The organism is Levilactobacillus suantsaii (assembly GCF_014069315.1).
GTDB classification, from domain to species: Bacteria; Bacillota; Bacilli; order Lactobacillales; family Lactobacillaceae; genus Levilactobacillus; species Levilactobacillus suantsaii.
Window position 1 is genome coordinate 656,050 of sequence record NZ_CP059603.1, and the last position, 22,694, is coordinate 678,743.

The window sequence follows — 22,694 nt, forward strand, 5'->3', positions numbered from 1 at the left end:
GCACGTCTTCATCCGGCTAGTAGCGGGTAGTGTCACCTACCCCATTTCATTTTTGTTCGTGTCGTAAAGTCACTTTTATCATAACACGGTTTTTAAAAAATGCAATTTTTCGCCATAATTTTTAAAAATAAAAATCGGCTTCCCCAAAACTTCACAAGTCGATACCACCCAAAATGAAAACGCCTGGCCGAGTCCCTGGAAACTTACAACACACTCAACGCGGCAGTCAGTCCCTTCACCGCTTCGGTCAAGGCCAAACTAGGAACCCCTGGCCGGTCGACCACCTGGCTGGGGAGGTAGGGAATGTGGATGAAACCGGCTTTGAGCGTCGAAAATTCAGTTGCCCGTTGATACTGAACCTGATACATCAGGTGGTTGCACACGAAGGTCCCCGCCGTGGTCGACAGTTGCGCCGGGACGCCAGCTTGCCGGATTGCCGTTCGCATGGCTTTGACCGGCAACTGGGTGAAGTAGGCGGTCGCCCCCGCCAGCTGAATCGGCTGGTCGTGCGGGGCTTGGCCCGCGTTGTCGGCGATGCGCGCGTCATCCAAATTAATCGCCACCCGTTCTAGGGACAGCGCTGACCTTCCGCCAGCTTGGCCCACGCTAACAACGACGTCCGGGCGCTCCCGCTGAATGGCAGCGTGGACGATAGCCGCCGAGCGGTTAAAAATAGTCGGCACCTGTAACGAAACGATGGTCGCCCGTCCAAGCTGTTGCGGTAAGCGGGAAACGGCCTCCCAGGCGGGATTTTGTTGTGCGCCAGCAAACGGATCAAACCCAGTCACTAAAATCTTCATTCGCCATCACTCCTTAAAATTGTTCCCTATTATAGTCATTTCCCAGCGAAAAACTAGTCAAAAATCGTCCAATTTGGTGAGAAAATTAAACGGGTGCCTCAAGCCCCGTCAGTCACGACTTTAGCGCAACCACCAGCCTTGAAACCCCCGTTTACCTTTTATTGATTTTTTAGCGACTTTGCCGTCGGCGCCAAGCGGGAAGTCCCGCGCTGAGCAGCAGCCAGACGGTCCCGATACCGCTGGCCACCAGACCCAGCGTCAGTCCCGGCGTGTGGTAAGTCAAGCGAATGCGATGAGTCCCCGCCTTGAGTTGCGCACCTACGAAGCCGTCGTTGACCCGTTCTGTCGCCACGGATCGCCCATCGACCGTTAAGCGCCAGCCCGTCGAATACGGAATCGACGTGGTCAGCACGCCAGGCCGCGTTAACGTCAGGTCCCCGGTCACCCGGTTAGCCGTAACGTGACTGTGTTTTAGGCCGCGCCGTTGGGCCGCGTGGACCTGACGATCGTATTTGGCGTTAAACGGCATGGCGATGATCTTGGCCGACTTGAATGACAATTGGTGCGTGGTGCTAAAGGTGATGTCGATGGTCCGCCGCTTTTGCTGGCTATACCCCAGGTTCAACAGGACTCGATGCTTGGGTTCGTAGTCCGACATGTTGTCGATTCCAAACTGGGAGAAAGTCTTGGACTGATTCCGAGTCTTAGCCGTGACCCAGTAATCGCCAAGGTCGGGACTCCCCACCGCGTCCCGCCAAGTATTGAGCTTAGTCAAAGCCGACAGCGGCGTAGCACCCAAAACACTCGTATTTTCTTGATTCTGCAGCCGTTGTTGCGTTGTCAGACGTTGGGCAGTGATGCCATCAAGTTCTAAGTAGAGTTCACTTCCCTGAGCGCGCTTGGGGCGCTTCAACGTCAACGTATAGGTCAACGGTTGGCCCTGCGCGTCACTGGTCAGTTGGTGCAACCCGTGGCGGTTGGCCTGAGCCGTCTGCTGCAAGAGTTGTTGGTTTTGGGCCAAGACCCGGTCGAGTGCTGACCGGTGGCGGTTTAACTGAACCTGCGGCCCGTACTGCTTAACGGCAGCCTTACTGATAAGCCCATTGCGGTCCACTTTCAGGTCCGGCGCCTGCAGGGTAGCGCCAAAGTTATCCGTTTGCTTGTCATTGAGACCATCTTTTTGGCCGGTGTGAGCCTGCTTCAAGCGGTATTGAACGACCTTGTTGACGCTATCGATCACTGGTTGTTCCTGCGTCGTCACCGAATAAGCCAAAGACCGTTTCGGTGACTGGTAATGCGCCGCGGTGACGCCCCGGTGGCGTTTCTTAACCACGGCCGCCTGGGTCAAACTGCGTTCCCTATCGACCCCGGACAGGCGGTACCACTGTGCTTGCGTGAGCGCTTGGGGCTGACTATAGACTAATGGGAAGGCCAAATCTGTAGTCAATAACCGCGTGCCCGTCCCGTTCGACAACCCGTAGACCGGTTGCTCGTTAAAGACGCGCTTGGTGACGTGATACCCGTACGGTCGCGCCGTATGATTGGCCACTTGGTCCTGTCGCGCGAACAACGTTTTAACGCCTAACAGGTTGTTCATGGCCGTGCGATTGTCGGCCTGGCCAATGGGCGAGTTCATGGTGTACTGTGAATTTTGGAGGTCTTGACTGAACTGTCCCACAGCCCCATTTTCCACGGAGAAATACGACATGATGCCGGGGAGTTGGTGGACCATGGTGAAATTATTACCGACGGTTCGAAAGAGATTGTAGTTAGGTAAAGTACTGACCCGGTGGAACCCTTTTTGGGCCTTAACTGCCGTTTGGGCACCATCATAATAGTTTTTTAAATAGGCGGTCGCGTCTCCGCGGCGTAATTCTTTAGTCGCCTGGCTACCAGCGTTGGGGTTGTAATACCCCCAGGCGTTACCCAGCAGGTTCAGCCCCACTAGGGCGCCAATCAGTGTCAGCGTGACCTTGGCCGGTTGGTGGGCACTGCCCAGCAGGACGGCGGTCAACGCCAACAATACCCCGTAGGTCAAGAGGTTGCGTTCCGGGTTATCGAAGGTCAGCCCATTACTCAGGTAGACTATCAGTAGTAAAACAGCCGTGGCCCCGCCTAACCAGCGCCGGTCGCTCAAGGTCAGCGTCGTCACGTGGTCCATCAACGTCATGGTCGCCAAGCCCACGGGAATGGCGGCCAGTAACAACCAGCGATTCGACGGGGTGGAAAAGACGTTGAAGATTGCCGCGACGGCCGGGAAAAGCATCCCCACCACGATCAACGCCAGCGTGAGGGTCAGGTAGTGGTACCGCCGCCAGTGGACCACCACGTAGACGCACCCCAGAAAGCCCAGACTACTGATCCCCAAGATAGCCCAGTAGCTCAGTCCGTTACCGGTGGTCAAAATGGCGTTGCTAAGTTTCAAATAATAGCTGGCTGGGTACAACCACAGCCCATTGGCAAAGCTGACCGCCGCTCGCGTCGAATGTAACATCATCAACAGTGACGGGTAGATCAGTACCCCCGCAAATAGCACCCCACTACCGGCCGCCAGCAAACAGCGCGTCACGGCTACGCGCAGAGAAATCGCCACCCGCTTGGCCGCTCGTAAATCGAGATAGCGAATCACGGCATAGCCCAAACTTCCTAACCCCAAAACGTAGGCGAAATAGAAGTTACTGAGTACTGTCAGCCCCGTGATGAGACCCAAGAAGGTCCAACTGCGCCCGCAATAAAGACGTTCAATTCCGATGGCCAATAGTGGCAACCACATCATCGGCAGCAAGAAAAAAGGATGGTGGACACCGACCATCAGCGAATATCCGGTAAACGCGTAGGTCACCGCGCCCATGACCTGGCTCAGTGGTTTAAAGTGAAACTGACGGGCAAAGTAGAGGAAGGCCAGCCCGGTGGCGTAGAGTCGCAGGACCACGAAGATCCCATATCCGGTCTCTAAGTCCCGCAATGGGAACAGCGCCAAGACGTAAGCGAACGGGTCACCCAACACGTAATAGGCCAGCGTGGTGAGTTTATCAGCCCCTAAACCGAAAGTCCATGACCAGCCGGCTAATCCCGCTAGGCCTTGTTGGTGGAGTAGACGGTGGAGTTCAATCATCACCGGGTAATGCTGGGTGATGCCGTCCATGTTCCAAATCAACGTGCGGTTCGCTAACGCAAACACGCCAAAACTCAGCGCTGCTAAAACAGCGAACGCTACCGTGTACCAAAGTGGCCCACGCCACTGGTGATGTCCAATCTCCATAAGTCTCTCAAAACCCCCAACTTAATTTGAGCGCGCGCAACGCACCCTAGTTCTTAATGTACAAAGTCGCTTGGCAAGTGTCAAACCGCCACTTTGCGAAAAGCGGCGGTTTGCGCTACGCTTAAGCCAACCTCGTCACTTACATACTTAGCAAGGAAGGAATTGCTCGTGCAGTCTAAAAAAAGTTTTTTCGGGATCGATAGTCCCCGCGACATGGTCCTTGCCGCTCTCGTGGCGGCCCTCTACGTTGTGGTCACGATGGCCTTGCCCGCTTTGAGTTATGGGGTGGTGCAAGTCCGCTTCTCGGAAATGTTCAACCACCTGGTCAGCTTCAATCGGCGCTACATTGTCGCGGTCACCCTGGGCGTCTTTATCGCCAACATCTTCGGGTCATCACTGGGCTTGTTAGACGTGGTGACCGGCACCGTGCAGACGTTACTGGCCTTACTCGTGATGGTTTGGCTAGGTCGCTACGTCCCCAATAAAATCGGGAAGTTGGCCCTGAACACGGTGGTCGCGGTCTTTTTCATGTGCATGATTGCTTGGGAGTACGCCTTCATCGCCAAAACCGCCTTCTGGCCCACCTTCTGGGCGAACTGGTTCACCATCGGGGCTGGTGAACTGGTCAGCATGGTCGTCGGTGGGTTAATCGTCTACCTCCTGAGCCTCAAACTTGATTTCACCAAATAAGACAGACTAAGGGGGCACCCCACAAGTTGCGGGGTGCCCCCTTAGTCGATACTTTTATTCTGCTGTCAACGACTCACTTCATCTTGCCACCAGTGTTGCCACTGGCCTCAATCCGGCAAGCAACGAAGCTCATCAGCAGTTTCAGAATACACCCCTGCTCCCGCGAAAACCAACTAATTTGTTCCACAGCAAAGTAACCTTACAAAATAGGAGACAATAAGCGGGAAGCAGTTTGTTTGAACTTCAAATAAGCCGATTGTTGCGCAAACATTTCGGGCGTAATCCGTTCACTATGCGTCATATCAATCTTAAAAATATTCTCCAGTTGGGTAGCAATCTGGGCGTCGTAAATGAACGCGTTGATTTCGAAATTCAATTTAAAACTCCGGTAATCCAGGTTCGCCGAGCCCACGGACGCCAACTGACCATCGACCACCATGGTCTTGGCGTGAATGAAACCGTTATGATAATAGTAGATTTTGACCCCGTCGTCGGCTAACTGCCGCGCATAGTACTGGGTCGCCCGGTAGACGAACGGGTGATCCGCCTTATCCGGAATCATGATGCGCACGTCGATGCCCGCCATAGCCGCAATCCGCAACGAGTCCAAGACACTGTCGTCGGGAATCAAGTACGGCGTTTGAATCCACAAACGACGCTGGGCCGTTTGAATCATTCGCATGTAGCCCATCTTAATCTGCTGCAAATCAGAATCCGGTCCACTGGAGACAATCTGCAGGCTAGTCTCGCCCTTGACCGTGGTCAACGGGAAATAACGCGGGTCGATGCGTTGGTCGTCGAAGGGGTGGTCCTTATCCGTGGCGTTCCAATCCAGCATGAAGCGGGCCTGCAACGCAAAGACCCCGGAGCCCATCAACCGTAAATGGGTGTCGCGCCAGTAGCCAAACTTCTTCTTGCGGCCCAAATACTGGTCACCGATGTTAAAGCCTCCAACGTAACCGACCTGGCCGTCCACCGTCACGATTTTACGGTGATCCCGAAAGTTCAACCGAAAATCGACGACAGCCGACCGGGTACCCAGGAAGGGTTCCACGTGACCGCCCGCAGCCATCAGGGGGTTGAAGAACCGTTTCCAAGTCCCCATCGAGCCCCAAGGATCGTAAATCACCCGGACCTCAACGCCAGCCTGAGCCTTCTTGACCAGCAAGTCCAACATATCATTTCCAATTTGATCATTGTAAAAGGTGTAAAATTCAATGTGAACGCTAGAAGTCGCTTGTTCGATATCGGTCATCATCAGCTGAAAGAGCTCGTGACCGTCGGTGATCACCTGGACCTTATTTTGGCGAGCTAAAAAGGCTTGGTCGGTCGCCATGAACATATTCACCATATTGATGACCGAGTGACTGATACGGTCGGCTGGCATAATCTGCTTCCCCAGTTTTTGCCGTTGCTGTTGCAGTCGTTCATCCAGCTGCATCGCGACTTGGTGTTGGAGTAAAAACATCCGCCCCTTGGGAAGTTTACGCCCAATAAACGCATAGGCCACAAATCCCACGACGGGCAAGAGAACGAGCACCAACATCCACGCCCAGGTCGCCGCAATATCGCGCTTTTCCCGAAAGACGGTGATGAAGGCCAACACCGTGTTCAGGATAATAATGGCTTCAATAATTGTTGTGACACTCACAGCAAATTTCCCTCCTTATACGCTTTGTCCTTTTCATCATACGCCAAAACCACTAAATGTCTTTACTTTTTTTTCGATTTCAATTCCGCTACAATAACTATAATTCTTAAGGGGGTTAAATCAATGTTGAATCACGCAGTCACCCTCTTGGGCGGTCTTCATGGGACCAGTCCGTTTCGGGTCTTCCACTGGATCTTTCGGGAAAACCCCATGATTGCGGTCATCCTGTTAGTCGGCATCGTGCTGTACCTCATCTACCGCTATAATAACCGTCGCTAGGGTGCGACCATCACCAATAAAAGTGTGGGCCAAAAGTTACTTAGTTCGCGTGTCTTACCGCATTAACAAACTGACTTTTGACGCACGTTTCGGCACCATTACGGCCACCGAACAACTTAAAAAGTGCATCACCTACAAATGGATTTTTCCATTTAGAGGTGGTGCACTTTAGTATTTTGTGCCCGGTCCTTATTGACTGATTCAATTTAAAAAGCCGCAGCGGGATCGCCAGTCTGGCTGTACCCCGTGCTGTAATTGATCTTAATGCCGGCTTGAATGTTATAAATATAAACGTTATAAGTAATATCCTTGGTCTCAATGGACTTGGCCTGCATGTGCACCCCCCGAGCGACCAGTTCGTTACCGCGAAAGACCGGCTGGACCTGGTAGCGGACGTGGTACTTCGGGTGGGCCTTTAAGTAATTGGCCACCGGGTTTTCGTAAGCCGTCATCCCCGGATCGTTCAACGAGCGGGTCCCGGTCATCAAGTTCTTCCAGTTGTTGTTTTGCCCGGTCAGCTGGTAGCCAATCAAGTGACAGCGATTATACAAATAGCCGCGCTTACCGTTAACCGTGTATGACTTGTTATGCCACCCCGTGGGCGTCACGTTCAACGCCTGACGCTTGGCCGTGGGCATGATGCTTTTGCTGAGCATTGCGTTAGCCGTGGTGACCCGGTTCAAGCTATCTAAGTCCCCATATTTTTGCCAGGCGCCCTTTTTCAAGGATAACTCTTTAGCCGTGAACGTTGGTCGGTTATGGTTGACCGCCACGATTTGCGTGCCCTGATACTTGTCGTTCGCTAAGGCCTTGGTGGCCACCGACTGGGTCGGCGTCTTGGTGCTAGCCTGGTCAGACTTACCACTAACCCGGTCGACTACCTGTGTGACTTCATTGGTGAGTTTTTTAGCCGTTGGGTTGCCCTGTTCACCCAGGGACCCCACTAACCCAATCAATACAATGATAATTGCCCCGTAAACGGAGAATGACGTGCCTCGACGACGGCGACGTTTACCCATGCTCAATTTCCTCCCTTAAATGACCCAAAACTATGGTCCTATTTTACCAGAAAACCCGAACAGCCGTGCGCCCAATTCCATGAATCGATTACTGGAACCTAACTTTTTTTCTCCGCCCCGATCATAAATCAACCGGTTATCCATGCTATACTATTCGAAGAGCAGCACTCTAACAGAGAACTCCGCTAAAGGAGCTAATTTATTTGACGAGGTGAGTTTATCATGAAGAAAGCCCGAATTTTCGCGACGCTCGTGAGTTTGGTCGCCCTGATCACTATCGGGTTAGCGGGTTGCAACAAGAGTAGTCAATCTGGCAGCAACCAACAAGCTAGTTTCAAGAACCGAACCACAAAGAAACAAGACGTTAAATCAACTATTTTGAAGTCCAACCAGCTCTGGTACGTGGCGGGCAACCTCAAATCCAAGAGTAATTCCGGCCTAGAAGCTTACCGGTTCAATAAGAACGGTAAGGCTACGGTCTACAACGTGAATAAGATTTACAAATCCTACAGTGCCGCCCAAAAAGCTAACGCGCTGAATAAGTCTGGAACCTTGCAGGCCACTTTCAAGACTAAGGGGAACCGTACGGTCATTCACTTTAAAGGGAAGTTATCTGATATCCCAATGACCCAGAAGTTCACGGTCAAAAAGACTTTAACGGGGACCGATAAGACGTCCAAGGTCAAAGTCGCGGGCTACCACATCGCCCGGGACGTTGACGCAGACGTGACCCAGGCCGTCTTCGTAGAAGCGGCTAAGTAACCATCATTCAACTAAAACTGACCAGTGCCATCATGGAATACACCACCATGATGGCACTGGTCAGTTTTTTAGTGATTCAGTTAATTATTACCGGTGGAACCAAACACGCATCTGGCCGTTTTCTCGGTTCGCCCAGGCGTAGTACGGAATCAGCTTCAGCTTGGTAGCCATGTCATTTGCCAGCTGAAGCGGTTGGTAAAGCGGCGCATCGGAAGCGTCACTAGCCGGCTTGGTTGCGGCAACCGTAACGATCCCGACCCCGTTAAGTAACTTTTTGTCGTATTGGTAGGTCGGCGCAACGCTCGGGTCAACGCGGTACTGCCACAGTGGCGCCGGGTTGTCGGCCTCTTCAGCGGCGTAAACGATGGGCCCGCGTTGCACGGCCACTTGCCCGTAGTCGGCACTGACTCGGTTGTTGGCTTGCATGAACTTGACCGTCATATCGAGAGTTAGGTCAATGGTCGTGTCCGCCGTAAGTGTCAGGTACACAAACCCGTGGTCCACAGTCGGATCTACATCTTTCCCGTTAACCTTCAAGGTAAAGTTCGGTGACCAGCCCGGAATCCGTAAGCCCAATTTTGTCGTGAGCCCCTGTGGGACCGTCACGGTGTAATGGATATCGCCAGCCCACGGAAAATGGTTGGTTTGATCAATTTCCACCCCATTATTAAAGGTGGCACGGTTGGCGATGAACTGGTGTGACAAGATTGTTTGCTGGTCCGTAACCGTGTACAGGTACTGGTCCACCGACGTAATCAAACGCGCCAGGTTGGCCGGGCAGCACGCACAACCGAACCAGTCCGCCCGGTGGGTCAAGACATGCGACTTTCCCGGGTTCAACCGACTGGCCTTAGGGTCGGCTTCCAGCGGATTAACGTAGAAGAAATGCTTTCCATCTAGTGACATTCCGCTGAGCGCTCCGTTGAAGAGTTCCTTTTCCAAAACGTCAGCGTACTCGGCCTTGGCATCCAGATGCAACATTTGCCGAGCAAAGAAGGCCATCCCCACAGCGGCGCAGGTTTCCCCGTACATCGTGTCGTTCGGTAAATCGTAGTCGTAGGTCAGCGCTTCGCCCGAAGTCGTGGCCCCAATACTACCGGTGACATACATTTGCCGCTTGACCAGGTCGTCCCAGAACCGGTGACAGGCCGCTAACAGATCTTGGTCGCCCGTGTACCGGGCCACGTACGCCATCCCGGTACAAAGGTAGACCACCCGCACCGCATGGCCTTGCGGGACCTTTTGATCCTTGATGGGTTCCGCAGCCAGAAAGTAGGTCAAATCCGGTTCCCGCATGCCGGGGATGATGTCGCGGTCGTCGGAATCGCCGTCCTTGGCAATTTGCTGGTCGAAGAAGTCCGGGTTCTGGCCCCGTTGTGTCAAGAAGTAGTGCGCCAAGTCTAAGTATTTCTGGTCCTGAGTCACCTCGTACAGGCGAGCCAATGCCAGTTCAATCTCTGGGTGCCCATCGTACCCCGGAATCTTACCGTCCGTCAGACCAAAGTTACGGTCGATACAATCGGCCATCCGGGTCGCAATGGCGAGCGCCTTGTGATTGCCCGTGGCTTGATAGTAGGCCACCCCAGCTTCGATGTAGTGACCCATGGTATAAAGTTCGTGAGACTGTTGGAGCCACTTGAATTTTCGTTCCGGCGCGTCAATCTGAAAATAAGTGGACAGGTAGCCATCATCGTCCTGGGCATCGGCGATTAAATCCACCAAGTTATCCGTAATCGTTCGCAAGTCGGCGTTAGGATGGTAGTTAAAGGAATATGCCGCGGCTTCCAACCACTTATACACGTCGGTATCCTGGAACGGGAAACCGTAGTGGTGACCCGTCATCTGGCCGGCCGCAATCTTCAGGTTGGCCACGGCATGACTATTCTTATCCTGACCGTTATTTTGCGGGTCCACCGAAATCGAGATGTTCGCTTGGTCGTTCATCACCTGCCATTGATACGGCAGCACTTCCTTCACGACCAGTTCGCGGTACCGCCGCCAAAAATCCGCCGTAATTTCCACGTTTGTCGTTTGTAGTTCAGATGCAGTTTTAATTGGCATTTTAAGCATCCTTTCCGTCTTCAGTATTAAGTAAAATGCACTAAGCTATAACTTTATAGTAAGCGATTTCATTAGTGGGTTAAAGGCTTTTTTCAGCTTAATTTTAATCGTCACCAACTGTCTGCACATCTTAACCAAGCCGCCCTATTGGTAGCGCTTCCGTTTTTGCGGTATCATGGGGCAAAGGAGCGTGAATACTTATGGGTTTCAAACGGTCAACTGACTCAATTGCTGCTAAGCATCAAGCGAACCTCCGGGAACTCGTTCAGGATAACCCCTGGTTAATTCCCACGACGGTGGCGCTAGAACTCGTTCCCGCCACCCTCTTGGTTTATGGATTCTGGAAAAATCGGCATCTCAAAAAACAACTACTGATCGAACGTGAACGGACACAACAGTTACGCCTACGACAGGTCCGGCTCGGGGGCAAACCCGCACACTTTCACCGTGGACCTTGGCATGATTAAATCATATTAAACGTTTTATCCCCCGACCAAGCTTGGTCGGGGGATAAAATTTGCCGCCAAAAATAAAGTCCAAAAATCGTTATTTTTATGGTTAGATATTATTTATTGTATACATAATATTTATCGCAATATTCAGAATAATTTTCCCGGTAAAAGTCTAAAATGCAATTAAAACCATTATCAACGATAAGTTATAAGTAATCTAACTGCGCTTTAACCGCCTTTTGGACACCTATAAAATATAGGCTATCATTCCTATTATTAATTTCATTATTTTGTTCACAAATTCTTCACATTTAGCGTTTATGCTACTTATAACCTAAGAATTAACCAACCATTTTCATCTTAGTCATCACTAAAATGAAGCTCGTTCTAACCAGACGAGTCAGGGCGGGCCAGCCGGTTTTCCGACTGACCCGCCCTTTTTTAGTTAGTTTTGAGTGCCGGCACAGTCCCCCATTGCCGCAACTCGGCCTGGTGTTGCTGGTCTTTACGGTGGTAATAGTCCCGCGCAAAGTCTACCAGTGGTCGAATTGGCACCACGGTGATGGTCCCAGGCGCCACAGCTAATCGCCGAACCAGGTGGGGTTGGGCTTGTTCGAAGCGCGCCCCCACACGGTTGAAATCGTCATACGGTTCAAGGGGCACGTTGTTGAAGCCCCGCCATTCCGTGCGGTCCCCCACCGCAACCGGCGCGATCTCGCGGTGTTGCGGCCGGTCGATGGTCGACTCGGCCAGATGCAAGACCGTACAGCTCTCATAGTCGGTCCCGAGCATCACGACCTTGCCGTTGAGCGCGTAGAGTTTTTGTAACGGACCGCTCACACCAAAAGGTAAGTCCAAGGTAGTCGTCTCACAGATTTCCACGCTATTTTGTCCCCAGGCCGTCATCGAATATAGCGGATGGTTACTGCGTACCGTTCCCGGTAACGTCCGGAAATACTCTGGCGTTCGGCCAATGAAGTGGACCGGGCTAAGTTGCCGGTCAAAGGGTGGCATGTTGGCGTAGATGCGTTGGGCCGCACTGGCCGTGGCTGCGGGCGTGTCCCAAGTCCGGGGGTCCGAATAATCCACAGTCTGCGCCGGCATGACGATATTCCCCTGCGATAAAACGTGCTTTAAGACCGAAACGACGGTCTGTTCACCCCCAGGAATGTACCCAAATTGGCTCAAAGCCGTATGGACCAGACAACTATCCGTTGACCGAATCCCCAGAGCCAACAATTGATTACGTAGTTCCGCGGCGGTCACCACCGCCGTAACTGGTGTTTTTTGCCATTCTGCCATGGTAATCTCCTCCTTTGCCCACGCTGCCAAAGCGGGGTCAGTCTCTCGTTAAACCAAACGTGGGTCGCTGGACTAAAATAACCGTCCGGGATCCACGTTGCATTTTTCAATCAGTTTAGTTGAGCGGGTCCCAAGCCGTTAACGGCTGTGGCGTCGTAGCTAACTGCGCTCGTTGTTCTGGCGTCAAGAAGCGTTTGTGGACCACGACTTCGTAAACGAAATCGTCCATCCACTCGTCGGTCATCACGAAATACCCCTTGGCGCCGTTCTTTTCGCCCCAACTGTTTTCGACCTTCCAGCGGGTCGGTTCTTGGTCGACCAAGTCCACCCCAGTAAAAGTCATCGCGTGGGAGACCTCGGCGTCGTGGTATTCCAGGCGTTGGGCTTTGGTCAAGCTCAAATCGATACCAAATAAAGCGGCAGTCTGGTAGAGCTGACTGTCGAGAAAACCGCGTTCTCGGCTCATCTGCTGGAGCACGTCGTTGCCGAACCAGACGGTCTCGCCGGCCTGTAGCTGCGCGATGGTGGTTCGTTTGAGTTCGGCCATGGGAAGGTTCAAAAAGGTGATGTGCTTGCCGCCGACCACGTTATCTTGAGTGGGGAGCGCATACAGTTGGTTATACGGCTTGTCGGGCGAGTTCGAGAGCACCACGTAATCGTCCAAGTCCACGTCAAAAAATTGCTGGAAGAAGTCCTGCGGCGTAAGGTTGGCGGTTCGGTGATACTTGTCCTGATCGTCCTTGTATTCCAAATCAAAATGGGTCGACGGTTCCCCGAAAGCGTAGGCCGCCATTCGGTAAACTTCCTTTAAAGCCGCTTTACGGGTCGCGGCAATCTGCGCCTCATCGGCGTGATCGGCCACAAGTTGGCGTAAGGTCACGGCGTCTTTGCGCAGTTTTAAGTCTAAGGTCGTCGCAAATCCCGTTGTATCGTTGGTGTTGAACGATTCCGGCATGGCACTACTTGGCAAGACTCCGTATTTTTGGACCAGCGCGGCCCCCATGGCCCACTGGCCACCGTCTTCACCGGGACGGGCCAAATAAAAACTAACTTCGCGGTCGTTAGCCGGCCGGTCCGCAGTCCGTAAGATGTTGTCGTAGAAAATGTTGGCCCGTTCCACCTTGTCCCAGAAGAACAAGTAACTTTGCGATAACTCAAAGTCCTTGACGTGGTACTTCGCAGCAAATTGGTGCCGTAAAGTGTTCAACGTGGCAAAGAGCCAGCAACGACCCGAGTGCTTCTGGTTGGATACCTTGCCGGTCGGGACCTCCACGGAAAAAGTCCGTTGTAACCGGACAGCAGCGTGCGGGTCTTCGGCGGCTGCGAGCACCCCGTTTTTGATGACGGCGCGACTGATCACGTCATGGGCCGGCTGCTGCAGCAGGTCTGCATGCAATTCAGCAATGTCAGCGGCGGTTAACGCCGTATCTAATTTCGTTTGATCCATCGAGTGAATTCCCTCTTTCTACAGCTCAAAATGAGAAATCTCATAAAATTCTCATAATTTTTGCTTATAGTTTAAGCTTTTCCTTGCCAAAACGCAATTGTTAATTGGGCTGGACCATCTAAAAAGGGGATCCTCCGCACAACTGGCGGGAAATCCCCTTACGGTTATGTCCAACTAACGGTCAATCGGGCGCCAGGCCACGGTCAAGAAAATCAATCAGTACTGGCGTTCGAACAATAAACTGATGCAGATCCCCCTGCAAGTTCGCCCGCACCAGGTTAGTTAGGATTGTGCCAATCAATAGTTGGGCAATCACGTCGTTACCTAAGTCTCGTAACTGCCCCGCATCCTTGAGTCGGTCTAAGACTGGAAACAGGTTTTTTTCAATCACTGGCGCCGCTTGGACTAGGACCTGTTGACGCAAATCTTCGCGCATTAGCATCTCGTTGATTAAAATTTTAGCTTCGCGCCAGTTGTCTTGCAAGAAGTCCACCCGGTTGGCCACCAAAGTCGTCAAGAACTGGTGCCGAGTAAGTGTCGGCATGCGCACGACCTGGCTGGCAAACTCCCGCATCAACCGGGGCATAACTTCCGACACCAGCGGCTTGATCAACGCCGCAAGCAAGTCATCTTTGGTTTTGTAACGCCGGTAGACCGTCCCTTCGGCCACCCCGGCCTTGGCCGCAATTTGCTTGGTGCTAGTGTTGGCAAACCCCTGGGCCGCAAAAAGCGCCAAGCTCGCCGCTAAAACCTGCTTTTGTTTGGCCGGCAAGTTGGGGTCGGCCGCTAGGACCTGGTCAAAGACCGTTTTAATCGTCGTATTTTTCGCCATTCTAGACCCTCCGATATCGTTTCAACCCGACCACGTTCAACGCAGTAAAGGCCACCGCAAACAGCAGTAACAGCCATAGGTCACCACTCACGGCACCCAAACTGTCGCCTCTGGTCGCCACGTTCATGAGTGCCTCTCCACCATAGTACAATGGGAAGATGTGCGCAATCCACTGGAGCCAGTCTGGCATGGCCGTGACCGAAATAATACCGGAGAAAAAGACCTGCGGCACGATAACGATGGGGATAAACTGGACCATCTGAAATTCGGAATTAGCAAACGTCGAAATGAAGATGCCCATCGACAGCGCTACCATCGCCAGTAAAAAGTTGATCAACAAAATAACCCAAACGCTCCCCAACATATGAATGTTGAAAACCGTCAACGCAAAGGTCACCGTGATGAGTGTCTGAATCACGGCGAAGATCCCATACCCGATTAGGTAACCAGTGATGATTTCCCCCCGGCGGACTGGCGTGGCTAGTAAGCGGGTCAACGTGCCCGTAGTCCGCTCGTTCAGCAGGGAAATCCCCGAAATCAAAAAGACAAAGAAGAACACGAAGAAGCCTAACAGGACCGGTAAGAAGGTATCAAAGAACGTCGAAGATGAACTACCATAGAGATAATGGCTGGTCACCGCGTAAGACGGTGCCTTGGCCACAGACGGCGCAGCTTTTTTCTTAGCAGTCGTCGGGGTGCTCTGCCCCTGGGCCGCGGCTTGCTGTGCCACCAGTGCTTTTAGCTGGCGACTTTGTTGGGTCAATGCCTGCTTCTGGGCCTTAGTAGCCGCGACCAACCGTTGCACTTTGAGCTTGGTGACGGCGCCCTGTAAGGTCTGCTTCACAATCGTGGTGTCGCCGGGTTGGCTATTCGCGTAGGTCACGGTCAACTTGCCATTCTTCTGGCTGATGAACGCGGCCAACCGGTGGTTCCGGATCTTCGCCGTGGCCCCACTAGTCTGCTTAAAAGTCGCGATTTCGGTATGTTTCGTTTTCAAAGTCTTTACTAGGTTGGTATTCACGTGACTGACCCCGATTTTGGCCACGCTAGTCGAACTATCCTCAAATAAGAAAAACATCAACGTCAAGATAAATAACGGGGCTAAAAACATCAACGCCAAAGTTCGTTTATCCCGCAACATTTCTCGTAAAACCCGGTGCACAATCGCTCTAATTCTCATCCTGTAGCCGCCCCGCTTTCAAAAAGACCTGTTCGATCGTATCCACCGCGTACGCCCGTTTCAATTCAGCAGGCGTACCCTGGGCCAACGCAATACCTTCGCGAATCAGCATCAACTCATCACAGCGTTCCGCTTCGTCCATCACGTGGGTCGTGACCAGGATGGCCTTGCCCTGTTGCTTGAGCCGGCGCAGTTCCGCCCAAATCTGTTGGCGTAACTCCGGGTCGATGCCCACCGTGGGTTCGTCTAAAATCAAGAGCGCCGGATCCGCAATCAACGCAATCGCAAGAGATAGTCGCCGCTTCATCCCCCCGGAATAGGCCCGCACCCGGCGAGATAATTCATCCGTTAAGTTCACCACCGCGGCCACGTGGGTGATGGCGGCAGTTAATTGCGCACCGTGCACTCCCATTAATTCACCAAAGAAATGGAGATTCTCGCGCGCTGTCAGCGTCTCGTAAAGTGCATCACTTTGAGCCATATAGCCAATCTTTTGCATGATCTGGCGGTTGGGCATGGCCGTATTCAGTACCGTGGTTTCCCCGGCATCGACGCGTTCCATCCCCATGATGGCTTTAACTAACGTGGTCTTACCGGCACCAGAAGGCCCAATCAGACCCATAATCTGGCCCGCGGGTAACCGTAAACTCACTTGTTTGAGGACCACGTTATTGCCAAACCGCTTAGCCACCTTGTGAACCTCAATCATGGTTTGTGTCATCGTGTTCACCCTCCTCATTAAAGCAGTGAGTGAGTGTTCACTCACTTTCAGCCCTATCTTAAGGCGAGTTCACCGATCTGTCAACTCACCCAATGGCGACCAGGTTATTTAGTTGGGCCCGGTGTCTCGTTGGCGACGGCCCGTAAGGCTAGTTGGCGAATCCGGGCCACCAACTCATCGTGTTGTGCGACCGGAACGTCACTCAAAAGGTCATCAGCGACGCTTTGCCGTAACTTGACGATCTCAGGGTAGAGGCGTTCCCCCTTACGCGTCAACGACAACTCGTAGACCCGCTTATCGCGCTTGGATTGCCGTTTGCGGACGTAACCTAAGTTCACCAGTTGGTTCACGGCTCGCGTCACGTTACTGGGGTTCAAATAGGTCAGACTGATCAGCTTATCCTGCGTTAACCGTGGCTGTTCGTGTAAGCGCAAGATGTAATAATACATGCTGGCATTGAGCCGATACGGCTGCAAGCGTCGGTCCAACGCAATGCGCGTATACCGGTTCGCAATCGACAACCACTTCAAGACATCCGAATCATTAGCACCAGTTACCATTCGACGACAACTCCCTTCCCTAAAATTACGTGCGCAAGCATATACTATTTCGGACTAAATGTCAAGATAACGTGCGACCTAAATTGCCACCTAAATTCCGTCAAACCGGGATTAATGCCCCATCAAGCAACCGTGATTCCTAACACTAAGCCCGCTAACCAGCAGAATTCGTCACGCTAACCGACCCAGGTGAGCCAGAAAAACGAAACGAGAGTGGGACAAACTGACTTGGGGCGCACATTTCGGTACCATTATGGACATCAAGTAACTTAAAAAGTGCACCTCTTTTAAAAGAGGTGCACTTTAATGTTTTGTCCCAGAATCGTTGGTCAAAATGACGCAGCTTAACCGCTAGTAGGCCAATGAATTAACATTATTTCGCTTGGTCTTGGTCGAGGTCCAGAATGGTACCTTGACCACCCCAACGACCTTGTCCTTATCGACAAAGCCCCAGTACCGGCTATCGTTCGACACGCTCCGGTGATCACCGAGGACGAAGTATTTGCCCTTCGGCACGACGGTCACATTCCGATTTTTATTACTCTTAGGCCAAGTCTTCGAAATGCTGGCCAGCGTCCAGTTACCGGTCCCAGATGTCCGTTCACTTTTACTAATGAAGTTTTGCTTAATTTTCTTATTGTTTACATAAATGTACCCATTTTTACTCTTAATCTTATCACCAGGCAACCCGATGACCCGCTTCACATAGTTAGTGTGGGCCTTGGCTGTGGGATCTTCCCCGTATGCGTCAAACACGATGACACTCAGATGTTTGACTTTGGCTGGTTTATACGCGACCACCTTTTCGTTGTTCGTCAGGTTCGGCTCCATCGACGGGCCATCGACCCGGACACGTGTAAAGACAAAGGCCTTGATGACCAACGCAATCGCTAACCCAATTAAGATGGGCACGACCCAGCTCATAATCTCTTTCGTTTTTTGCATAATACGACTCCTTACAATCAGGGATAAGTTTTCCACAATAACGACCATCACTTTGATGACCGTTACTGATTAAAGTCAGCTTGAACTGTCTTTAATCTTACCATTTACAGCGCTAAATACCCACTTTTTAGCTGAAATTTATCTTTTTGTGAAGATTCTGGCCGGACTAGACCACCCACAACTTGCAAAATAATCACTTTCCGGCAATAATATCCAATAACCGTACTTTTAGTGGTTACCACGGGGTCGCCCCGCCACTAACCGGTAATCTTACCTCATAGAAAGGGTGACCCTTTTGACCACTTCACTGACTCGCGGTCGCCAAATCTGGTTGACGTTTCTGCTCGGGACCGTCAGCGCGACCGGGCCGTTAGCCATCGATTTGTACCTCCCGGCGTTGCCCCAGATGCAACACCAGTTCATGACCAGCGCGTCACTCATGCAGCTCAGTATCACCAGTTGTCTGGTCGGCCTCGCCTTGGGCCAATTGATTGCTGGCCCCTTCTCCGACCAACATGGGCGCAAGCGTCCTCTCATCGTGGGCTTTTTAATCTTTGGGCTTGTTTCATTAATTATCGCTTTTATTCATTCAGTTGCCTTACTAATTGCTCTACGATTTATTCAAGGAATTGCTGGTGCCACCGGCCAAGTCTTAGCCCGGGCCGTGGCCCGCGACCTATTTAGTGGGAAAAAACTGACCCGCTTTTACGCCATGTTGAACACCGTTAACGGCGTCTTCCCCATCATTGCGCCAATCGTCGGCGGCTTCATGATCCGCTACGTCGACTGGGAAGCCGTCTTCATCTTACTAGCCGTAATCGGGGTGGCGATTGCCCTAGCCGTCTTCTGGGGACTGCACGAATCGTTACCTGCCAATCAACGCCAGACCGGCGGCTACCGGAGTTCCTTTGTGGCAATGGGCCATTTTATCACTCAAGCGTCCTTTTGGCCATTAATTGTGGCCACTGGGCTAGTTTATGGTGCGCTATTCAGCTACATCTCCGCGTCGACCTTCGTCTTTCAGACCGGCTTTGGCCTGGCGCCGCAGACCTTCAGCTTGCTCTACGCCTTTAACGGCCTGGGTATCGTAGTCGGCAGCAACCTGCCGGCACGGTTAGCTAGACGCTACTCGAACCAACAGCAGTTAACCGGTCTGTTACTGACGGCCATCGCCACCAGTGCGTTGCTCTTGGTCTCGTTACTGTTCCCGGCCAACGTCTGGTTGGTCATCGCCTTGGTTCTCATCTTGGTCATCTTGATTGGGGCGCTTTTGACCCTGACCGTCACCGTAATCATGGACCAGGCCGCCCAAAATGCCGGCAGTGCCTCGGCCGTCATCGGCTTGTCGCAAAACGCTTTCGGAGGCCTGGCCTCCCCGTTAGCCGGGATGACCGGTAGCTCGTACGCCGCCATGGCGGGCATGCTCTTCGTTTGTCACGTTGGCGCTTACGGGCTGACGCGCTTCCAGCGTCATCATACTTAATGCTGAAAATAGAAGCCAGCATCGCAATCATGGCGACGCTGGCTTTTTTATAATGATTGGGCGAGAAAACACGCCTTTTTAAAGACGTGATGAATCGCCCTTTGTTTTGCATATTGGTATATGCCAATGCCGTAAACGGTGTATAATAAGTGCATTAAGACCAGCAAGGTGGTGAAAACATGCTCAAAGGGGTTAAACTACGCTTATACCCAACTCAGACACAAGCCAAGCAACTATGGCAATTATTCGGCAATGGCCGTTTTGTTTGGAATCAAATGTTAGCAATGGCCAAATCCCGCTATCAAAACAACCCTAGTAGTCAATTTGTTAATGAGTACGGCATGAACAATTTACTTAAACAACTCAAAAAAGAATACCCGTTTCTAAAAGCCAGTGACGCGACTAGCTTACAGATAGTTAACCACAACTTAGCCCAGTCTTTCTCCAGGCTATTTAAACATCAAGGCGGTCAGCCTCGTTTCAAGTCGCGCCGTTCCACTAAAAAATCCTACACGGGGCGGTTTTCAGCTAGTGCTAAGGTGGTGATTGCCAAACGGCGAGTTAAATTACCCAAACTTGGGAGCATCAAAACGAGCAAGACAGGTGCACTGGCCGTTGGAAAATTCAAACGCTACACCATCAGTTTGGATCCAACCGGTAAATATTACCTTAGCTTACAGATTGAGTGTCCGGATCCCGAACCATTCACTAAGACTAATTTAGTTGTGGGAATTGATATGGGGGTGGCTGACTTGGCAATCACCTCTGACGGTGATAAATATGACAAGTTCCAAGCCCTGTGGGAGACTTATCAGGCCACAGCTTGGCAACGTAAATACAACCGGCGCAAATATAAGGCGACGATTAACGTTCGCCAGTGGAACCACAATAAAGCCCATCTAACCGATATGGTGATTAATGACTACCAAAACTGGCAACGTGCTAGGAAAACCAAGGCACGCTACCAACAGAAACTGGCCAATAAACGCAAAGATTATTTACACAAGATAACCACTGACTTGGTTAAAAAATACGATGTAATTGTGATTGAAGATTTGAAAACCAAAAATCTAATGCACAATCACCACCTAGCTAAGTCAATTGCCAACGCTAGTTGGTCCCAATTCAGATACACGCTTGAATATAAGTGTCAACGATATGGAAAACAGTTAATCACGGTCAAGCCTAATTATACGAGTCAGCAGTGTTCCCACTGTGGCTTTCAAAGTGGCCGTAAACCACTAGAGATTCGCGAATGGACTTGTCCGCGCTGTGGAACCCAGCATGATCGAGATGTTAACGCGGCAGTTAACATCTTAAACAAAGGGCTGAAAAATGCCGGATAAAAGCCGTTAGGTTAGGAACTAGCCTTGGTAAAATAGTTAAGTTCTGTGAGTTAGGTACTTGGGATACCACCGTAAAATCCTAAACACTACTTAACGTTCCCAGAAGCTCGTTACTTTAGTGACGAGTAGTTCACTTTGACTTAAGTCCGTTCAATAAAGACCAAATCGTTGGCCGTCGACCGGTACGGCACGATGCCATCGAAGGGACGCAACACACCATAAAAAGCTGACAAGAGCCGCAGATGGACTTGTACATAGGCCAATGCCGGCACCGTGAATAGATCCGGCGCCATCGCTTGGTATTGCAGACTGCTATAGGCCATCACGGCGGGGGTCTGGTTCTGGTTCTGGGTCAATTCTAAACGCTGTAACCAGTCGTAATTGGTCCGGGCCAACTTGTCGCTACACCGCCACATTTGGTGCGCTTCCGCGTAGGTCAACTCGCGCAAACGCCGTAAAATTTGGTTGGTTTGGGCCAAGTATTGTGGTTGCCCCTGAACGGCAAAGTCGTCCGGGGCCACCTGCATCTTCTTGGCGGGGGCAATGATGATTTTCATATAACGGTCTCCTTTGCCCCTAGATTACCACAGTTTACCTCGTCACATCGGTACAATTCAGTCCTTAGTAGCCGGTGTCATCAGCGGGTGCAGCTTGGTGAAGTGCCCGGTCACCAACACCCCGATGCCCAGAATAATCAGCAATAGTAGCGTAGTCCCGCCGATAAAATCGAGACGCTGGAGCCACGAGTACGCCAGCGTACCGACCACCCACCAGGCAAAGTTCCAGCCTAAGGCTAACCGCCGATGCCCCAGAGGTTCACGTGGCCAAACGCCAACAGGTTATTCAGATTGGTGGCCGCCGAATACGCGTCCATGAACGTGGTCGTGACCGTTGAAAAAACAATGATGACGAGCGCCACTAAGCCCCAGTTTGACTGGGCCAGCACCTGCGTGAAATCCGCTTGGCCGGTCAACGTGACCGTCAATAGTCCGATGATAAACATCGCAAGGCTCCCACAGAAGTACCCGCCGACACTGGCCAAACTGGCCCGTAATGGCTGGTCACTCTGGCGCGTATAGTCGCCAATCAAAGGCAACCACGACAAAGCCATAGTCACGTTGAGTTCCACGGCGCCACCAAAGCTTAAGTTGCCCTCCGTCAACGCGTGCACGTGGCCCTGCCAGACGATGCCGCCCATCATCAGTAGCATTCCCACGGCCAGCAAGATAACCACCACGTTATTGATACGAAACAGCCATTGATGGTCCAGCAACAACCAGATGCCAATCAGAACCGCCACGATACTGGCCATGACTACCGGCGAACGAAAGTGCAACAAGTGTTGAGCAATCCCGTCCATGGCCAGTTGCGCGTTAACGATCATCACCGCCGTCCAGCCCACCAGTTGCAAGGCGTTGAGTAGCGAAAACAACCGCACGCCCCAGGGCCCAAAGACCTGGCCGGTCACCCCAATCGCGGTTTGGTGTTGGCGCGCCGATAAATAGGCGGCCGGCAAAAGAAACAGGCCCCCGCCAATCAAATGTCCCAGGATAATTGCGGCTAGACCTTGCGACCATCCCAGCGGCGCTATCAACGTGCCTGTCACGATTTCCGCAATCGAGATGGCCGCTCCTAACCACAGTAAAAACTGATTTCTTAACCGAATCGTCATCGTCCAAAACTCCCTTGACCCGAAAAAACGTCCCCCGTTAAGCCGGAACTTAACGAAGGGACGCTTTTTAATGACCGACACTTTCCTTCGCGAGTCTTAACTCAACAGGTTCAAAGGGATCGGACCACGTCCATCTCAGCCAGCATTGGCACCCCTAGTGTTTTTTCGATTTAAATTTAAGTTCAGCATACCGCTAAATTAGTGGGCCAGCAAGTTTCCTCCTGTGGGTG

The 22,694-nt window shown here is 52.0% G+C and carries 20 protein-coding genes, 1 pseudogene and 1 riboswitch; of the genes and pseudogenes, 6 read left to right on the plus strand and 15 right to left on the minus strand.

Translation table 11 applies throughout. The features are described from left to right. Positions 1-203: 203 nt before the first annotated feature. On the minus strand, positions 204-800 hold the full coding sequence (gene pcp / locus H3M12_RS03100; protein ID WP_182150913.1) for a pyroglutamyl-peptidase I: 597 nt from the start codon (positions 798-800) through the stop codon (positions 204-206). A gap of 169 nt (positions 801-969) precedes the next feature. Continuing rightward, complete coding sequence (locus H3M12_RS03105) at positions 970-4,062, minus strand: YfhO family protein (RefSeq protein ID WP_182150914.1); 3,093 nt, start codon at positions 4,060-4,062, stop codon at positions 970-972. A 168-nt stretch (positions 4,063-4,230) separates the two neighbouring features. Here H3M12_RS03105 and H3M12_RS03110 point away from each other — a divergent pair, with 168 nt between their 5' ends. Next, positions 4,231-4,752, plus strand: a complete 522-nt coding sequence (locus H3M12_RS03110) for a QueT transporter family protein (protein WP_225423517.1) — start codon at positions 4,231-4,233, stop codon at positions 4,750-4,752. Positions 4,753-4,951: 199 nt separating this feature from the next. Here H3M12_RS03110 and cls read toward each other — a convergent pair whose 3' ends face one another. Then, positions 4,952-6,403 (minus strand): cardiolipin synthase, encoded by a 1,452-nt coding sequence (gene cls, locus H3M12_RS03115; protein ID WP_129032577.1) that lies wholly within the window; start codon positions 6,401-6,403, stop codon positions 4,952-4,954. Positions 6,404-6,526: 123 nt separating this feature from the next. On the opposite strand from cls, the gene H3M12_RS03120 reads away from it, so the two are divergent. Beyond that, a complete protein-coding gene (locus tag H3M12_RS03120) occupies positions 6,527-6,682 on the plus strand; it encodes a hypothetical protein (RefSeq protein WP_170954973.1) in 156 nt (51 codons plus the stop codon). A 206-nt stretch (positions 6,683-6,888) separates the two neighbouring features. Here H3M12_RS03120 and H3M12_RS03125 read toward each other — a convergent pair whose 3' ends face one another. Next, positions 6,889-7,701, minus strand: coding sequence for a DNA/RNA non-specific endonuclease (locus H3M12_RS03125; RefSeq protein ID WP_129032578.1), 813 nt, complete (start codon positions 7,699-7,701; stop codon positions 6,889-6,891). 222 nt (positions 7,702-7,923) lie between these two features. Between H3M12_RS03125 and H3M12_RS03130 the strand changes: the two genes are divergently transcribed. After that, the gene (locus tag H3M12_RS03130) at positions 7,924-8,463 is read left to right on the plus strand and encodes a hypothetical protein (protein WP_129032579.1); all 540 of its coding nucleotides are present in this window, start codon (positions 7,924-7,926) and stop codon (positions 8,461-8,463) included. An 87-nt stretch (positions 8,464-8,550) separates the two neighbouring features. On the opposite strand, the gene H3M12_RS03135 is transcribed toward H3M12_RS03130, so the two are convergent. Then, a complete protein-coding gene (locus tag H3M12_RS03135; protein ID WP_129032580.1) occupies positions 8,551-10,524 on the minus strand; it encodes a glycoside hydrolase family 127 protein in 1,974 nt (657 codons plus the stop codon). A 200-nt stretch (positions 10,525-10,724) separates the two neighbouring features. Here H3M12_RS03135 and H3M12_RS03140 point away from each other — a divergent pair, with 200 nt between their 5' ends. Continuing rightward, on the plus strand, positions 10,725-10,991 hold the full coding sequence (locus tag H3M12_RS03140) for a hypothetical protein (RefSeq protein WP_129032581.1): 267 nt from the start codon (positions 10,725-10,727) through the stop codon (positions 10,989-10,991). 426 nt (positions 10,992-11,417) lie between these two features. On the opposite strand, the gene H3M12_RS03145 is transcribed toward H3M12_RS03140, so the two are convergent. From H3M12_RS03145 to lepB, 7 genes are all read right to left on the minus strand, one after another. Then, positions 11,418-12,278 (minus strand): aminoglycoside N(3)-acetyltransferase, encoded by an 861-nt coding sequence (locus H3M12_RS03145; RefSeq protein ID WP_129032582.1) that lies wholly within the window; start codon positions 12,276-12,278, stop codon positions 11,418-11,420. Between the two features lie 115 nt (positions 12,279-12,393). Continuing rightward, positions 12,394-13,725 carry a C1 family peptidase gene (locus tag H3M12_RS03150; protein ID WP_129032583.1) on the minus strand — a complete coding sequence of 444 codons (1,332 nt, stop codon included), beginning with the start codon at positions 13,723-13,725 and terminating at the stop codon, positions 12,394-12,396. A gap of 181 nt (positions 13,726-13,906) precedes the next feature. Beyond that, positions 13,907-14,557, minus strand: coding sequence for a TetR/AcrR family transcriptional regulator (locus H3M12_RS03155; RefSeq protein WP_129032584.1), 651 nt, complete (start codon positions 14,555-14,557; stop codon positions 13,907-13,909). A 1-nt stretch (position 14,558) separates the two neighbouring features. Then, on the minus strand, positions 14,559-15,737 hold the full coding sequence (locus tag H3M12_RS03160) for an ABC transporter permease (protein ID WP_129032585.1): 1,179 nt from the start codon (positions 15,735-15,737) through the stop codon (positions 14,559-14,561). Further along, a complete protein-coding gene (locus H3M12_RS03165) occupies positions 15,727-16,458 on the minus strand; it encodes an ABC transporter ATP-binding protein (protein WP_129032586.1) in 732 nt (243 codons plus the stop codon). The genes H3M12_RS03160 and H3M12_RS03165 overlap by 11 nt, the downstream gene beginning before the upstream one ends. Before the next feature lie 104 nt (positions 16,459-16,562). Continuing rightward, entirely contained in the window at positions 16,563-17,018 is a 456-nt protein-coding gene (locus H3M12_RS03170) for a MarR family winged helix-turn-helix transcriptional regulator (protein WP_129032587.1), read from the minus strand. A 351-nt stretch (positions 17,019-17,369) separates the two neighbouring features. Then, positions 17,370-17,963: a signal peptidase I gene (gene lepB, locus H3M12_RS03175; RefSeq protein WP_129032588.1), complete on the minus strand. Its 594-nt coding sequence runs from the start codon at positions 17,961-17,963 to the stop codon at positions 17,370-17,372. Positions 17,964-18,258: 295 nt separating this feature from the next. On the opposite strand from lepB, the gene H3M12_RS03180 reads away from it, so the two are divergent. Together H3M12_RS03180 and H3M12_RS03185 are read left to right on the plus strand one after the other, a co-directional pair. Beyond that, positions 18,259-19,446 (plus strand): multidrug effflux MFS transporter, encoded by a 1,188-nt coding sequence (locus H3M12_RS03180; RefSeq protein WP_404820020.1) that lies wholly within the window; start codon positions 18,259-18,261, stop codon positions 19,444-19,446. Positions 19,447-19,625: 179 nt separating this feature from the next. Continuing rightward, entirely contained in the window at positions 19,626-20,792 is a 1,167-nt protein-coding gene (locus H3M12_RS03185) for an RNA-guided endonuclease InsQ/TnpB family protein (protein WP_129032589.1), read from the plus strand. Positions 20,793-20,971: 179 nt separating this feature from the next. Here the strand turns inward: H3M12_RS03185 and H3M12_RS03190 are convergent. The 3 genes and pseudogenes from H3M12_RS03190 to H3M12_RS03195 form a co-directional block, all read right to left on the minus strand. After that, positions 20,972-21,349: pseudogene (locus tag H3M12_RS03190) on the minus strand (YaaA family protein); the annotation flags it as partial. Positions 21,350-21,406: 57 nt separating this feature from the next. Next, complete coding sequence (locus tag H3M12_RS12835) at positions 21,407-21,559, minus strand: hypothetical protein (RefSeq protein ID WP_225423519.1); 153 nt, start codon at positions 21,557-21,559, stop codon at positions 21,407-21,409. A gap of 26 nt (positions 21,560-21,585) precedes the next feature. Beyond that, positions 21,586-22,464: a cytosine permease gene (locus H3M12_RS03195; RefSeq protein ID WP_225423520.1), complete on the minus strand. Its 879-nt coding sequence runs from the start codon at positions 22,462-22,464 to the stop codon at positions 21,586-21,588. Positions 22,465-22,529: 65 nt separating this feature from the next. Further along, positions 22,530-22,630: riboswitch (TPP riboswitch) on the minus strand. Between the last annotated feature and the right edge of the window lie 64 nt (positions 22,631-22,694).